Source organism: Brucella tritici (assembly GCF_008932285.1).
Classification (GTDB): domain Bacteria; phylum Pseudomonadota; class Alphaproteobacteria; order Rhizobiales; family Rhizobiaceae; genus Brucella; species Brucella tritici.
On the sequence record NZ_WBVY01000006.1, the window covers coordinates 48,793 to 61,748 of the forward strand.

A 12,956-nucleotide genomic window follows, 5' to 3' on the forward strand; every position below is an offset into this window, starting at 1 on the left:
GGGCAATTCCATGTTTTGCCTACAGCATCGGCCCGAAAATCAAACACGATTTTCGGAAAGCACGATGCGTAGTTTCTATCGGTTAGAGCGTCCTTTGTGCGTCCATATGGACGCACGGCGCTCTAGGGGCTGCGGCTGCGAATCAAGGCAGCCGAATTGCGGGCATTATGCTGTGTCAACGGCAGGGCTTCAATGGCGGTCGACAGTTTGTGCTGCCGACCGCCATTTCCCTCAGTTCTTTCGTAGCCTCACGAGCATGGCCAGAACCAGCAATGGCATGATTGTGCAGAAAACGATCAATGGCCAGGCAGTATCGCCCGGCAGGAAAATGACCAGTGCGGTTCCTGCGAGACTGACGATCAGGCTTTGAATGCAGAAATAGACTGCGACCGCCATGCCTGCATTGTCATCAAAGGCTGCAAGCGCTCCATTTGCCGTCATCGATGCGGTGAAAACAATCCCGACGGCAGCAAGCCACATCGGGACGATGAGGCTTGTGAACGATGGTTGTAGTAGTTTCTCACCCGCCAGAAGCAGGAGCGCGCTGGCAAGGAGCACGGCCATGCCAAGGGCCACACTTTTACGGGCACCCCATTTCTGCGTATGGCGTGGCAAGATGCGCGTGGCGGCGATCATGACGATGGCAACGCTTGCGAAGGCAAGACTGAAGTTGGTTTCCCGGAAGCCGCCGCGTTCGATCAGAATGCGCGGTGCGGTGGAAAAGAACACGAAGAACGTGCCCATCGCCGTCGCAAAACCGAGCGTATAGGTCCAGAAGGGAAAATCCTTCATGATCCGCCCCAGACCGCCTGTGCCTGGCGCGCTGCCGGTCGGTCGTGTCTCGTGCCAGTGGCGCAAGGCGCGCAATGTTGCGACGAGACTGAAAACGCCCAGCAATGCGAAGATTGTCCGCCATCCGAACCCTTTTGCAATCAGGGCGCCTGCAATCGGCCCAAGCGCAGGGACGAAGGAAACCATGGCGCTGAAAAGGCCGTAGATCGTCGCGCCTTCGGGGCGCGTCGCATAGACGTCGCGGACCGTTGCGAAAGTGGCGACAAGTGCTGCCGAGGCACCTGTTGCCTGTACGAAACGAAGCAATACGAAAACGGTGGCATTGTCGGTAATCGCCAGAGCGAAGGACGAAAGGGTGAAAACCAATCCGCCACCAAGCAGGATGGGCCTGCGTCCGAAGCGGTCCGACAACGGGCCGAACAGCAGTTGCCCGACACCCAGCATCACCATGTAGAGGCTGAGCGTCAGCTGCACCATGGCGGGTGTCGTTTGCAGGATGGCGGGCATGGACGGCACGACCGGCAGGTAGATGTCCATGGCCAGCGAGGCGAGAATGTCGAAAGGGGCCATCAGCGCGAGCGCAAATGGCAGGGAGTAGCTCCAGCGTGGAGTTTGTTTGTTATCAAAAGGCATGACGAAGCATCCGCTCGAGAAAGAATTCGGGCGGCGATCTGCCTTCTTTACAACGCGTGTCTTATCCGAAAATCGTTACACACTTTTCGGGATGCGCTTTAAGGGAAATTGGTCCGGGGCAGATGCCGCAACAGGTCGGAAAGGCTGTTGCGGCTTATCTGGTTGCGAGTTCGGTGCTGCTCATTCTGTTTTGTCCCGGTTCGATTGCGGACGCATTTTTAACAGCCGCATCTGAACAATGCAAATCAGTGCCAGCTATCATCGCGCCACATGGCCGAGAAGGCCGTCTTGTAGTCGGGATAGACGAATTCGTAGCCGAGATCCCTGATACGCTGGTTGGAGACACGCTTGTTCTCGCCATAGAAGGAGCGCGCCATCGGCGTCATGTCAGCTTCCGCGAAGGGGACTTCCGGCGGCGGCGTCACGCCCATCAGTTCGGCTGCGTAGGTGACGACATCCTGTGGCGGGCTTGGTTCATTGTCGGTGATATTGAAGATGCCGCCCGTGTTGGTTCCCGCCAGAAAGCGCAGGCTACCGGCAATGTCATCGACATGGATGCGGTTGAAGACCTGATTGTCCTTGATGATGCGTCTTGCAGTGCCGCGCTCCAGATTGACGAAGGCATTGCGGCCCGGCCCGTAAATGCCGGAAAGTCGCGAGATTGCGAGCGGCGTTCCGTGCCGTTCGCTCAATTGTCCCCATGCCTCTTCGGCTTCAACGCGCTCCAGACTGCGGCGGGACGCAGGCTTGCAGGGGGGCGTCTCATCCACCCATTGGCCCTGATGGTCGCCATAGACGCCGACCGTCGACAGATAGCCGATCCAGCGAATGGTATTGTCGGGACGGCGAAGCGCTTCTTCTACAACGGCGACCGCCGGATCGCCGCTTTCGCCGGGAGAGATTGAAACAACCACATGGGTCGATTGGGCAAGCCGGTCCAGAAGATCGGGCGAGGGCGTTTCGCCGTCAAAGAGCATCGGCTTTATGCCTGCCTTTTCCAGGAGCGGGAATTTCTGCTCGTGCCGCGTGGTCCCGTCGATGCGTTCCGCCTCACCGGTCATCCTTTGAGCAAAAGCCTGGGCAGAATAACCGGCTCCGAACAGAAAAACGCGCATATCAGACTATCTCCGTATTCCACTCTGTCCGTACCGTAGCATCCTCTTCAGATGAGGCCAGACGTTTCTGCATCTCAGCCACACGGTCGGGATTGGCCAATTGCTTCAAGGCCCATATAGCCGCGCCGCGCACGACCGGTGCATCGTCTTCCAGCAGTCGTTCGACATCTGGCAGAAGAGCTTCATCACCGGAATTACCAGCGGCGATCAGCACATTGCGGAGGAAGCGGTCGCGCCCGATGCGCTTCACCGGGGAACCGGAAAACAAAGTGCGGAACGCGGGATCATCCAGTGTCAACAGGTCGGCCAGACGCGGCGCTTTCAGGTCATCGCGGGCTTTCAGCTTCATTTCGCTGGTCGCTTGCGCAAACTTGTTCCAAGGGCAGACGGAAAGGCAATCGTCACAGCCATAGATGCGGTTGCCCATGACTTTACGGAATTCGTGCGGGATCGGCCCCTTGTTCTCGATGGTGAGATAGGAAATGCAGCGCCTTGCGTCGATGCGATAAGGCGAGGGGAAGGCCTTGGTCGGGCAGGCGTCGAGACAGGCGCGGCAGGAGCCGCAATGGTCGCGCTCAGGCGCGTCTGGCGGGATTTCCGCCGTTGTGAAGATGGAGCCGAGGAACAGCCACGAGCCAAGCTCGCGGCTTACCAGATTGGTGTGCTTGCCCTGCCAGCCGAGCCCTGCGGCCTCAGCCAGCGGTTTTTCCATGACGGGCGCGGTGTCGACGAAAACCTTGACGTCCTGTCCGGCGCGCGCGGCAAAACGGCTCGCCACGTGCTTCAGCTTGCCCTTGATGATGTCATGATAGTCGCGGTTCTGCGCATAGACCGAGATTGCCGCGCGGTCTCGCTTTTCCAGAATGGCAAGCGGATTGGCATCCGGCCCGTAATTCATCGCCAGCATCATGATGGATCGGACTTCCGGCCACAGCACGCTTGGATCGCTGCGGCGCGCCTCGGTTTCCTCCATCCATTCCATGTCGGCATGGTGGCCATCGGCAATATATTGGCGCAACCGTTCAGGCGCTTGCGGAATTGCATCCGGCGTTGTGAAGGCGACGGCATCGAAACCAACCGCCTTCGCCTCTTCGATCAGGAAGCGCTTCAGCTTGTCTGTCTTCAAACTAGAAGTCGAGGTCGCCATAATGGGCCACCGGGGCAAGGCCGCGCACGCGGTCAGAAAGCAATGGGCGGAAAGCCGGGCGCGATTTCATGCGTGCATACCAGTCACGCGCCGCTTTGGTTTCGCCCCATTCGATTTCGCCAAGATAGTCCAGCACGGAAATGCATGCTGCAGCAGCCATGTCGGCATAGCTTGGATGCGCACCACCAAGCCAGTCGCGGGTTGCGGCCAGCCAGTCGATATATTTCATGTGCTGGCGGATATTGGTGCGGGCGGCACGGATAGCGGTCGAATCCGGCGCGCTGCCGCCCATTTCGGCGGCCATCTGCAACTTGAACACACGTTCGCGGGCGATGTGACGGGTCACTTCATTTTCGAATTTCAGCAGGAACCAGTCAACGAGGCGGCGCACCTCGGCCCGCTCCATCGGGCTTTCCGGCAGAAGGCGGCGGCTGCGTTTCAAGGCGCCACGCGTCTCGTCCAGATATTCGGCAATCACCGTTGCGCCGACGACCGGAAGGTCATTTTCAGCCAGAAGAACGGGCAGGGTGCCCGCCGGGTTTAATGCCAGAAACTCCTTGCGACGCGACCACGGTCGTTCCTCGATCAACTCCGCTTCAACGCCATACTCGCCGAGGATGAGCCGCACATAGCGCGAACCCGAAGACATGGGATGATGAAAAAGCGTAAGCATGATCGACGCGATACTCTCGACTGAAGCTTGAATTGAACGTCCGGAGATAGCACGGCGGCTGGCGTTTGCGCATGCAGCAGGCTATTCCTGCTACCGAGCGATTCGACGCCGCCTCAACGGAATATAAAGTCTATAAGGGCTATGTCTGCGTGAGACAAGCAATCGCTTGAGCATGTCTCTTGAAAGTGGGAACCGCCTCCGCGGGGAAATCAGTTCACTGGACTGATTTCTGTTTCCCGCTACGACAGGATAAAGACATGCGTAAAACTAAGGAAATAGAGTGTCCTTTGTGCGTCTGTGATGACGCACAAAGGACACTCTAGACATGCTCGTTTTTACCTCGGCAACCGCAAACGCGGACCGGTCTTGCTGCCATAATCGTGCCCACTATCCTAAGGTGCTGACTTCATGGATGTTTTTAATCTGCTGGAAGCCGCGTTTCTCGGTCTTATCGAAGGTTTGACCGAATTTATCCCGGTTTCCTCCACCGGGCATTTGCTGCTGATAGGCCATTTTCTCGGTTTTGAATCCACAGGAAAGACTTTCGAGGTACTGATCCAGCTCGGTGCCATTCTGGCCATCCTGACCGTCTATTCGGCAAAACTTCTGAAAATCCTGACCGATTTTCCCCGGGATGCCCGCACGCGGCGTTTCGTCTTCGGCATTCTGGTTGCCTTCCTCCCCGCCGCCTTTATCGGTGCGCTGGCGCATGGCTTCATCAAGAGCGTGCTGTTTGAAACGCCGATGCTGGTCTGCATCATGCTGATCATCGGCGGTTTCATTCTGCTCTGGGTGGATCAGCTCAATCTGCGTCCGCGCTATCACGATGTGATGGATTATCCGCTGCCCATGTGCCTTGCCATCGGCTTCATCCAGTGCCTTGCCATGATACCCGGCGTGTCGCGCTCCGGCTCCACTATTGTCGGCTCGCTTTTGCTGGGGGCCGACAAGCGCTCGGCGGCGGAGTTTTCGTTCTTCCTCGCCATGCCGACCATGGCAGGCGCATTTGCCTATGACCTCTACAAGAGCCGGGATATGCTGTCGTTCAACGATGCCGCGCTGATCGGCGTCGGCTTCGTGATGGCCTTCATCTCTGGCGTTTTCGTCGTGCGCTATCTGCTCGACTACGTGTCCCGCCACGGCTTCAAGCTGTTTGCCTGGTGGCGCCTGATCGTCGGATCGGTGGGCCTGGCGGCATTGCTTGTATGGGGATGAACAAGGATGACAGGGCGCAGAAACACTGCGCCCTGCTATTAGTCAATGTGCATTCGGATTAGGGGCAGGCGCACCGATATAGCATTTTTCAAAGGGCCAGAAGCCTTGACCGTGAGTTTCGATCACGCATTTGATATGGCAATATGCTGGCAGCGGTGTCTGTAACATGCAGGCAGAACTGGCCTGGATGCTTCCTGCAAGTAAAGCAGATGCAAGGGCGATCTTCATAATTGTATTATTCATGATTATTTCTCCAATATTAAATTCCAAAAAAATTGAATAATAAGAAATAAAACTTGATAATTTTACTTGATCGTGAAATCTCCTTTCATTCATGAAACGAGATTGCGCCTAATCTTTCCGTTTGGAAATACCAATAGATTGCAGAGTACTATCATTTAAATATAAGGTGCATGCTTCTATATAAAAAAGAAGCGCCACCAATTATTGATTGGTGGCGCTTTTTTATTCAGCGATAATTATTGCTTGACGATAGTCACGCAAAGCCGGTCTTGGTGTATTGGCCGGCAACGCGGTAGCGCCACAGATAGGATGGCAGCACGGCGTCGACGCCTTCCGGCGTGATGCCCATGCCTTCCAGCGTACGGCCTTCCTTGATCGCCTTTTCGGAAACGACATTGTCGAATTTCAACAGCGTCACCTGATCGTTGGTGAGCATGGGGTTCGGCAGCAGGCCGAGGATCGCTGCCTGCAAACGGGCAACCCACCAGGGCATGGAAATGATGAGGCGCTTGCGGGCGATCACGCCGAGCATGTCCTTCATCCAGTTCTTGAACGGCTGCACATCCGGGCCGCCGAGTTCGTAGATGCCACCCGGCATCAGCTTGCCATCGACGGCGCGGGCAACGGCTTCCGCAACATCACCGACATAGACCGGCTGGAGCTTCGTTTCGCCGCCGCCGATAGCTGGCAGGAACGGCGAGAAGCGCGCCATGTTGGCGAAGCGGTTGAAGAAGCGGTCTTCCGGGCCAAAAATGATCGAGGGGCGCAGGATGACGCTTTCCGGCAGAACGGAAAGAACGGCGTTTTCGCCTTCGCCCTTGGTGCGTGCATAATCCGATGGCGAATTGACATCGGCGGCCAGCGAGGACACATGCGTCATGCGGATGCCTGCGGCCTTGGCGGCTTCGGCGATGTTTTTCGCGCCCAGCACCTGAACGGTATTAAAACGCTGGCGACCGCTTTCGGCGAGAATGCCGACGAGGTTCACGACATGGTCGGAGCCCTTGACGACATGTTCGACCGAAGCGCGGTTGCGGACATTGGCCTGGACCATCTGGATCTGGCCGACATTGCCGAGCGGAGCCATGTAATAGGCAACTTCCGGCTTGCGCACGGCAACGCGCACGCGATAGCCGCGCTTGGTGAGACTTGCGACGACCGCGCGCCCGACAAAGCCGGAGCCGCCGAAAACGGTGACCAGTTTCGGCCTGTTGTGGACTTCGTTCGGTTCGGTCTTCATCCTAAACTCCTGCATGAAAGCCAGTTGCGCCGCTTGCGATGAGCGGCCACGATGCATCTATATTGCCGGTGATTTATCGCCTTTTGGCCACAAGGCAAAGGGGACTTGTTGTCACGAGTACGCTAGCGGCTGTTTTTCCCATGTTCGTTTTTTGGTTTCGGCATGATCTTATCCGAAAACCGCTTTGAGATTCCGCTTCTTGCTGTTAAATCGCGCGCATGAGCACACCACTTGACCATATTCGCAATTTTTCGATCGTCGCCCATATCGACCACGGCAAATCGACGCTGGCCGATCGCCTCATTCAGTTGACCGGCGGGCTGGACACGCGCGAGATGAAGGATCAGGTTCTCGACTCGATGGATATCGAGCGCGAGCGCGGCATCACCATCAAGGCGCAGACCGTCCGTCTCAGCTATCACGCGAAGAACGGCGAAGATTATGTGCTGAACCTGATCGACACGCCCGGACACGTCGACTTCGCCTATGAAGTCTCGCGCTCGCTGGCCGCGTGCGAAGGTTCGCTTCTGGTGGTGGACGCCTCTCAGGGCGTGGAAGCGCAGACGCTGGCCAATGTCTATCAGGCCATCGACAACAATCATGAAATCGTGGTCGTGTTGAACAAGATCGACCTGCCCGCTGCCGAGCCTGAGCGCGTCAAGCAGCAGATCGAGGAAGTGATCGGCATCGATGCCGCGCAGGCCGTGCATATTTCGGCCAAGACCGGCATCGGCATCGAGGATGTGCTGGAAGCCATCGTCACGCAGTTGCCAGCGCCGAAGGAAGGCGACCGCAATGCGCCGCTCAAGGCCATGCTGGTCGATAGCTGGTACGATAGCTATCTCGGCGTTATCGTGCTGGTGCGCATCATCGATGGCGTCCTGAAAAAGGGCCAGACCATCCGCATGATGGGCACGGGCGCGAAATATCCGGTGGAACGCACCGGCGTGTTCACGCCGAAGATGGTTCAGGTGGACGAACTCGGTCCCGGCGAGCTTGGCTTCATCACCGCTTCGATCAAGGAAGTGGCCGACACCCGCGTCGGCGATACGATCACCGAAGATCGCCGCCCGACGAGCAAGATGCTGCCAGGCTTCAAGCCCGCGCAGCCGGTCGTGTTCTGCGGCCTGTTCCCGGTCGATGCGGCGGATTTTGAAGATCTGCGCGCTGCCATGGGCAAGCTGCGTCTCAACGATGCATCGTTCTCGTTCGAAATGGAAACCTCTGCTGCGCTCGGCTTCGGCTTCCGCTGTGGTTTCCTTGGTCTTCTGCATCTGGAAATCATTCAGGAACGTCTTGAGCGCGAGTTCAATCTCGACCTCATCACGACCGCGCCTTCGGTTGTCTACCGCCTGAACATGCAGGACGGATCGCAGAAAGAGTTGCACAATCCGGCCGATATGCCGGATATCGTGAAGATCAACGCAATTGAAGAGCCCTGGATCAAGGCAACCATCATGACGCCGGATGATTATCTCGGCGCGATCATGAAGCTGTGCCAGGAGCGCCGCGGCATCCAGATCGATCTCACCTATGTTGGCCCGCGCGCCATGATCACCTATGATCTGCCGCTCAACGAAGTGGTGTTCGATTTCTACGACCGCCTGAAGTCGATCTCGAAGGGCTATGCCTCGTTCGACTACAATCTTTCGGATTACCGCGAGGGCGATCTGGTCAAGATGTCGATCCTCGTCAACGAAGAACCGGTCGATGCGCTTTCGATGCTGGTCCACCGCTCGGCGGCGGAAAAGCGGGGCCGCGCGCTGTGCGAAAAGCTGAAAGAACTGATCCCGCAGCACATGTTCAAGATCCCGATCCAGGCGGCCATCGGCGGTCGCATCGTGGCGCGCGAGACGATCTCGGCGCTGCGCAAGGACGTGACGGCCAAGTGCTACGGCGGCGATGTGACGCGCAAGCGCAAACTTCTGGAAAAGCAGAAGGAAGGCAAGAAGCGCATGCGCCAGTTCGGCAAGGTCGAAATCCCGCAAGAGGCCTTTATTCAGGCGCTCAAGATGGGCGATGATTGATCTTTTCCCTGTGACAAACGGGGACGAGTTTGCTGAATGTTGTTTTAGATTGGGCGCATCTAGCGCCCTTTCTTTTTGAACTTTGACGATGCCAATTTCGTCCTCATCCTGAGGAGCTTCCCGAGCTTGCGAGGGAGGCGTCTCGAAGGACGAGGGCGACAGCGCTCCCCTCAGCCCTTCGAGACGGCTCCCGTGAGCTACGCTCAGGGCGCCTCCTCAGGATGAGGGGGAAGGCGGGACGAGGTAGACGTCCCGATCTCATCCCCGTTTCGACAGTGCAGGCAGGCCCTCATAATTTAGCGCAATCAACGCCTCTTTCTTTGCCCGCGACCATCCTTTGATCTGCCGTTCGCGCGCGATGGCAGCGATAATCCGATCATATGTTTCTGTGAAAACAAGTTCGACGGGACGCCGCTTCTTCGTATAGCTTTCATAAATCCCTTCGTTATGCTCCCACAATCGGGCTTCGATGTTCTGCTTGGTGAGACCGGTATAATATGAACCGTCCGCGCAACGCAGAATATAGACAACGACTTCCATGACTTGCCCCCGCGCGTCTTTGGAAGCTAGATGTTGATGCAAATTTTCCTGTCTAACAAGTCGGCAATAGACTTTAAGATTGCCCGAGTTCCGAAGGTTGAAATCAATGTCCGTACGTCCTGGCATCTCCATTAGCTACTGCACCCAATGCAACTGGCTGCTGCGTGCTGCGTGGATGGCGCAGGAGCTGTTACAGACTTTTGGGCAGGACTTAGGCGAAGTGGCGTTGCGTCCGGGCACGGGCGGGGTTTTTGAAATCCGCGTCCATATACCGGACGGCAGCGAAGAACTTATCTGGGAGCGCAAGCGTGACGGCGGATTTCCGGAGGCTAAGGTGTTGAAGCAGCGCGTGCGCGATCTGGTCTGGCCGGAACGTGATCTCGGTCATTCGGACCGGCCAGCCAATACTTGATGAGCCGTTGTGCTGTCCGCCTCTTCGACAGGCTGAGAACGAGGGTCGAGTTGTGCGTTCCCCCTCGTCCTTCGAGACGGCGCTTCGCGTCTCCTCAGGATGAGGGAAATAGCAGCGCCGCTATTTTAAGCCGAAGAAATCAATCCTCATCCACCACGCGCAGGCGTAGCTGATTGTTCGAGCCTTCCGCCTGCCGCGCTTGCGGGCGGGATGCTTCCTCGGTGGGTGCTGGGCCGAATTCCAGTGCCTCGATCTTCGCGCCGCGCTTGGTAACCTTGCTGGAAGACACAAGAATATCGTCAATATCCTTGTTGGCCTGCACGAAATGGGTCTGCAGCTTGCGCACGCGCTCGTCGAGGCGACCGACATCTTCCATCAGCCGGATCACTTCGCCCTGAATGACGTGCGCCTGCTCGCGCATGCGGGCATCTTTCAGGATTGCCTGGATGACCTGAATCGACAGCATCAGCAGCGACGGCGAGACGATGACGACCCGCGCCCGGTGCGCACGCTGGATCAGGGCTTCGAAATGCTCGTGAATATCGGCGAAGATCGACTCCGACGGCACAAACAGAAAAGCCGTATCCTGCGTTTCGCCGGGGATCAGATATTTGTCGGAGACATCCTTGATATGCACTTCCATGTCGCGGCGGAACTGGGCGACTGCTGCCTTGCGCGCCTCCGGCTGTTCCGTTTCGCGCATGGAATTCCAGGCTTCGAGCGGGAATTTCGCGTCGATCACCAAAGAGGGCGCATTGTTCGGCATCCGTACAAGGCAATCGGGGCGGGTGCTGTTGGAAAGCGTTGCCTGAAACTCGTAGGCACCCTGCGGCAGGCCGTCGGCGATGATCGCTTCCATGCGCGACTGGCCGAAAGCGCCGCGCGTCTGCTTGTTGGCGAGGATCGCCTGCAACTGCACCACCTGCCCGGCGAGCGACTGGATATTGTTCTGGGCCGTGTCGATGACGGCAAGACGTTCCTGCAATTTGGCGAGATTCTCATGCGTCGAACGGGTCTGCTCGGTCATGGTCTGGCCGATGCGATGCGTCATGCCGTCAAGCCGTTCGCGGATCGACTGGTTGAGCTCCGCCTGCCGCGAGCCGAACACTTCCGCCATGGTCTGCATCCGGCCCTGCATCTCGGCCTGTGCCTTCAGGATTTCCGCCATGCGATATTCTGCATCGCGGGCACGGTCTTCGGCCTGCGCTTCCGCGACCGCGCGAAGCCGGGCGGAGCGCGCCGCGGCGATCAGAAAAATAGCAAGACACAGCACCAGCACGACGATACCCGCGAGCAGGATATTGCCGAGCGTGAACGACGTGGCACCGAGCTGCAGGAGCGGCTCATTCAAGAGATTCTGGTTTTCCATGAAGGGAGCTTAGCTGATTCGTGTCGCCTTGATGAGATCAAAACAAGAACATTTTGCAAAGTGTAATTGACGATTCTCACGCGAGCCATTACGTGAAAGCCCATGTCTGTAAAACCGCTTGTCATCCTTCCCGATCCCGTCCTGCGCCAGGTTTCCAAGCCTGTGGAGCGCTTTGACGATCAGCTGCGCAAATTTGCCGGCGACATGTTCGACACCATGTATGATGCGCCGGGCATTGGTCTTGCCGCCATTCAGGTGGGCGAGCCGATCCGTATGCTCGTCATCGACCTTGCCAAGGAAGGCGAACCGAAAGCGCCGCATGTCTTCATCAATCCCGAGATCATCGGCGTGACGGATGAAGCCAGTACCTATGAGGAAGGCTGCCTTTCGATTCCGGATTATTATGCCGAGGTCGAACGGCCGGCGGCTATCAAGGTCAATTACTTCGATGCTGACGGCAAGCCGCATTCGATGGAAGCTGATGGGCTGATGGCCACCTGCCTGCAGCATGAGATCGACCATCTGAACGGTGTGCTCTTCATCGATCATATTTCCAAGCTGAAGCGCGATATGGTCATCAAGAAGTTCAAGAAGCTCGCCAGCCAGCGCGTGCCGGGGAAAGTGCTTTAATGCGTGTCGTTTTCATGGGGACGCCGGAATTTTCCGTGCCGATCCTCACCGCCATCATCGGTCACGGTTATGAGGTTGTTGCGGCCTATACGCAGCCTCCGCGCCCGGCTGGCCGTCGCGGGCTGGAGCTGACCAAGTCGCCAGTGCATGAAAAAGCCGAGCAGTTTGGCATTCCGGTGTTCACGCCGAAGAGCCTGAAGGGTGCGGAAGAGCAGGACGTTTTCGCAAGCCTCGAGGCCGATGTCGCGGTTGTCGTGGCTTATGGTCTGCTGCTGCCGCAAGCGATTCTGGATGCGCCGCGTCTCGGTTGTTATAACGGCCATGCCTCGCTGCTGCCGCGCTGGCGCGGTGCTGCTCCGATCCAGCGCGCCATCATGGCGGGCGATGCGGAAACCGGCATGATGGTCATGAAGATGGATGCGGGGCTCGATACCGGTCCTGTCGCGATGGCCGAAAAGGTTGCGATCACGCCTGACATGACAGCAGGTGAACTGCATGATCGTCTGAGCATGATCGGCGCCGACCTGATGATCCGTGCCCTGGGTGCGCTGGAGCGTGAAAGCCTTGCCTTGCAGCCGCAGGCGGAAGAAGGCGTCACCTATGCCGCCAAGATCGACAAGGCCGAGGCACGCATCGACTGGTCGAAGCCTGCAAAGGACGTGCACAACACCATTCGCGGTCTGTCGCCTTTTCCGGGCGCTTGGTGCGAAATGGAAATCAACGGCGCTGTTGAGCGCGTGAAGCTTCAGCGCTCAACACTGGGTGAAGGCAAGGGCGAGCCCGGTACGGTGCTGGATGATCGTCTGACGGTTGCCTGCGGCGAAGGTGCGGTTCGGCTCGTCACGCTGCAGCGCTCCGGCGGCAAGCCATTGCCTGCGCAGGAGTTTCTGCGTGGTGCACAGGTCACGAAGGTTCTGTAG

13 protein-coding genes are annotated in these 12,956 nt (G+C 57.7%); 5 read left to right on the plus strand and 8 right to left on the minus strand.

Going from position 1 to position 12,956, the window contains the following annotated elements:
- Positions 1 to 231: 231 nt before the first annotated feature.
- The 4 genes from cml to F9K94_RS20355 all read right to left on the minus strand — a co-directional run bounded on the left by cml (position 232) and on the right by F9K94_RS20355 (position 4,360).
- The gene (cml, locus tag F9K94_RS20340) at positions 232 to 1,425 is read right to left on the minus strand and encodes a CmlA/FloR family chloramphenicol efflux MFS transporter (protein ID WP_151648055.1); all 1,194 of its coding nucleotides are present in this window, start codon (positions 1,423 to 1,425) and stop codon (positions 232 to 234) included.
- Positions 1,426 to 1,670: 245 nt separating this feature from the next.
- On the minus strand, positions 1,671 to 2,540 hold the full coding sequence (locus tag F9K94_RS20345) for an SDR family oxidoreductase (RefSeq protein ID WP_151648057.1): 870 nt from the start codon (positions 2,538 to 2,540) through the stop codon (positions 1,671 to 1,673).
- 1 nt (position 2,541) lies between these two features.
- Positions 2,542 to 3,687 (minus strand): tRNA epoxyqueuosine(34) reductase QueG, encoded by a 1,146-nt coding sequence (queG, locus tag F9K94_RS20350; protein WP_151648059.1) that lies wholly within the window; start codon positions 3,685 to 3,687, stop codon positions 2,542 to 2,544.
- Entirely contained in the window at positions 3,668 to 4,360 is a 693-nt protein-coding gene (locus F9K94_RS20355; protein WP_010659404.1) for a glutathione S-transferase family protein, read from the minus strand. The genes queG and F9K94_RS20355 overlap by 20 nt, the downstream gene beginning before the upstream one ends.
- 408 nt (positions 4,361 to 4,768) lie before the next feature.
- Between F9K94_RS20355 and F9K94_RS20360 the strand changes: the two genes are divergently transcribed.
- The gene (locus F9K94_RS20360) at positions 4,769 to 5,575 is read left to right on the plus strand and encodes an undecaprenyl-diphosphate phosphatase (RefSeq protein WP_061345587.1); all 807 of its coding nucleotides are present in this window, start codon (positions 4,769 to 4,771) and stop codon (positions 5,573 to 5,575) included.
- A gap of 42 nt (positions 5,576 to 5,617) precedes the next feature.
- Here the strand turns inward: F9K94_RS20360 and F9K94_RS20365 are convergent, their stop codons facing one another.
- Entirely contained in the window at positions 5,618 to 5,818 is a 201-nt protein-coding gene (locus tag F9K94_RS20365; RefSeq protein ID WP_151648061.1) for a hypothetical protein, read from the minus strand.
- A 253-nt stretch (positions 5,819 to 6,071) separates the two neighbouring features.
- Positions 6,072 to 7,058: a complex I NDUFA9 subunit family protein gene (locus F9K94_RS20370; RefSeq protein WP_061345589.1), complete on the minus strand. Its 987-nt coding sequence runs from the start codon at positions 7,056 to 7,058 to the stop codon at positions 6,072 to 6,074.
- 218 nt (positions 7,059 to 7,276) lie between these two features.
- Here F9K94_RS20370 and lepA point away from each other — a divergent pair, with 218 nt between their 5' ends.
- Positions 7,277 to 9,085, plus strand: a complete 1,809-nt coding sequence (gene lepA, locus F9K94_RS20375; RefSeq protein ID WP_061345590.1) for a translation elongation factor 4 — start codon at positions 7,277 to 7,279, stop codon at positions 9,083 to 9,085.
- 258 nt (positions 9,086 to 9,343) lie between these two features.
- Here the strand turns inward: lepA and F9K94_RS20380 are convergent, their stop codons facing one another.
- The gene (locus F9K94_RS20380; protein WP_151648063.1) at positions 9,344 to 9,625 is read right to left on the minus strand and encodes a GIY-YIG nuclease family protein; all 282 of its coding nucleotides are present in this window, start codon (positions 9,623 to 9,625) and stop codon (positions 9,344 to 9,346) included.
- 106 nt (positions 9,626 to 9,731) lie between these two features.
- Between F9K94_RS20380 and F9K94_RS20385 the strand changes: the two genes are divergently transcribed.
- Positions 9,732 to 10,037 carry a SelT/SelW/SelH family protein gene (locus tag F9K94_RS20385; RefSeq protein ID WP_151648065.1) on the plus strand — a complete coding sequence of 102 codons (306 nt, stop codon included), beginning with the start codon at positions 9,732 to 9,734 and terminating at the stop codon, positions 10,035 to 10,037.
- Positions 10,038 to 10,176: 139 nt separating this feature from the next.
- Here the strand turns inward: F9K94_RS20385 and F9K94_RS20390 are convergent, their stop codons facing one another.
- Positions 10,177 to 11,406, minus strand: coding sequence for a DNA recombination protein RmuC (locus F9K94_RS20390; RefSeq protein ID WP_151648067.1), 1,230 nt, complete (start codon positions 11,404 to 11,406; stop codon positions 10,177 to 10,179).
- A 102-nt stretch (positions 11,407 to 11,508) separates the two neighbouring features.
- Here F9K94_RS20390 and def point away from each other — a divergent pair, with 102 nt between their 5' ends.
- Together def and fmt are read left to right on the plus strand one after the other, a co-directional pair.
- Entirely contained in the window at positions 11,509 to 12,036 is a 528-nt protein-coding gene (gene def, locus F9K94_RS20395; protein WP_151648069.1) for a peptide deformylase, read from the plus strand.
- On the plus strand, positions 12,036 to 12,956 hold the full coding sequence (gene fmt, locus F9K94_RS20400; protein ID WP_151648071.1) for a methionyl-tRNA formyltransferase: 921 nt from the start codon (positions 12,036 to 12,038) through the stop codon (positions 12,954 to 12,956). Before def ends, fmt begins: the two co-directional genes overlap by 1 nt.

Coding starts and splice junctions, on each gene's coding strand:
- F9K94_RS20370 (WP_061345589.1), bottom strand. CDS start 7,058: ATGAAGACCGAACCGAACGAAGTCCACAACAGGCCGAAACTGGTCACC.
- F9K94_RS20355 (WP_010659404.1), bottom strand. CDS start 4,360: ATGCTTACGCTTTTTCATCATCCCATGTCTTCGGGTTCGCGCTATGTG.
- queG (WP_151648059.1), bottom strand. CDS start 3,687: ATGGCGACCTCGACTTCTAGTTTGAAGACAGACAAGCTGAAGCGCTTC.
- lepA (WP_061345590.1), top strand. CDS start 7,277: ATGAGCACACCACTTGACCATATTCGCAATTTTTCGATCGTCGCCCAT.
- F9K94_RS20345 (WP_151648057.1), bottom strand. CDS start 2,540: ATGCGCGTTTTTCTGTTCGGAGCCGGTTATTCTGCCCAGGCTTTTGCT.
- fmt (WP_151648071.1), top strand. CDS start 12,036: ATGCGTGTCGTTTTCATGGGGACGCCGGAATTTTCCGTGCCGATCCTC.
- cml (WP_151648055.1), bottom strand. CDS start 1,425: ATGCCTTTTGATAACAAACAAACTCCACGCTGGAGCTACTCCCTGCCA.
- F9K94_RS20365 (WP_151648061.1), bottom strand. CDS start 5,818: ATGAATAATACAATTATGAAGATCGCCCTTGCATCTGCTTTACTTGCA.
- F9K94_RS20360 (WP_061345587.1), top strand. CDS start 4,769: ATGGATGTTTTTAATCTGCTGGAAGCCGCGTTTCTCGGTCTTATCGAA.
- F9K94_RS20385 (WP_151648065.1), top strand. CDS start 9,732: ATGTCCGTACGTCCTGGCATCTCCATTAGCTACTGCACCCAATGCAAC.
- F9K94_RS20380 (WP_151648063.1), bottom strand. CDS start 9,625: ATGGAAGTCGTTGTCTATATTCTGCGTTGCGCGGACGGTTCATATTAT.
- F9K94_RS20390 (WP_151648067.1), bottom strand. CDS start 11,406: ATGGAAAACCAGAATCTCTTGAATGAGCCGCTCCTGCAGCTCGGTGCC.
- def (WP_151648069.1), top strand. CDS start 11,509: ATGTCTGTAAAACCGCTTGTCATCCTTCCCGATCCCGTCCTGCGCCAG.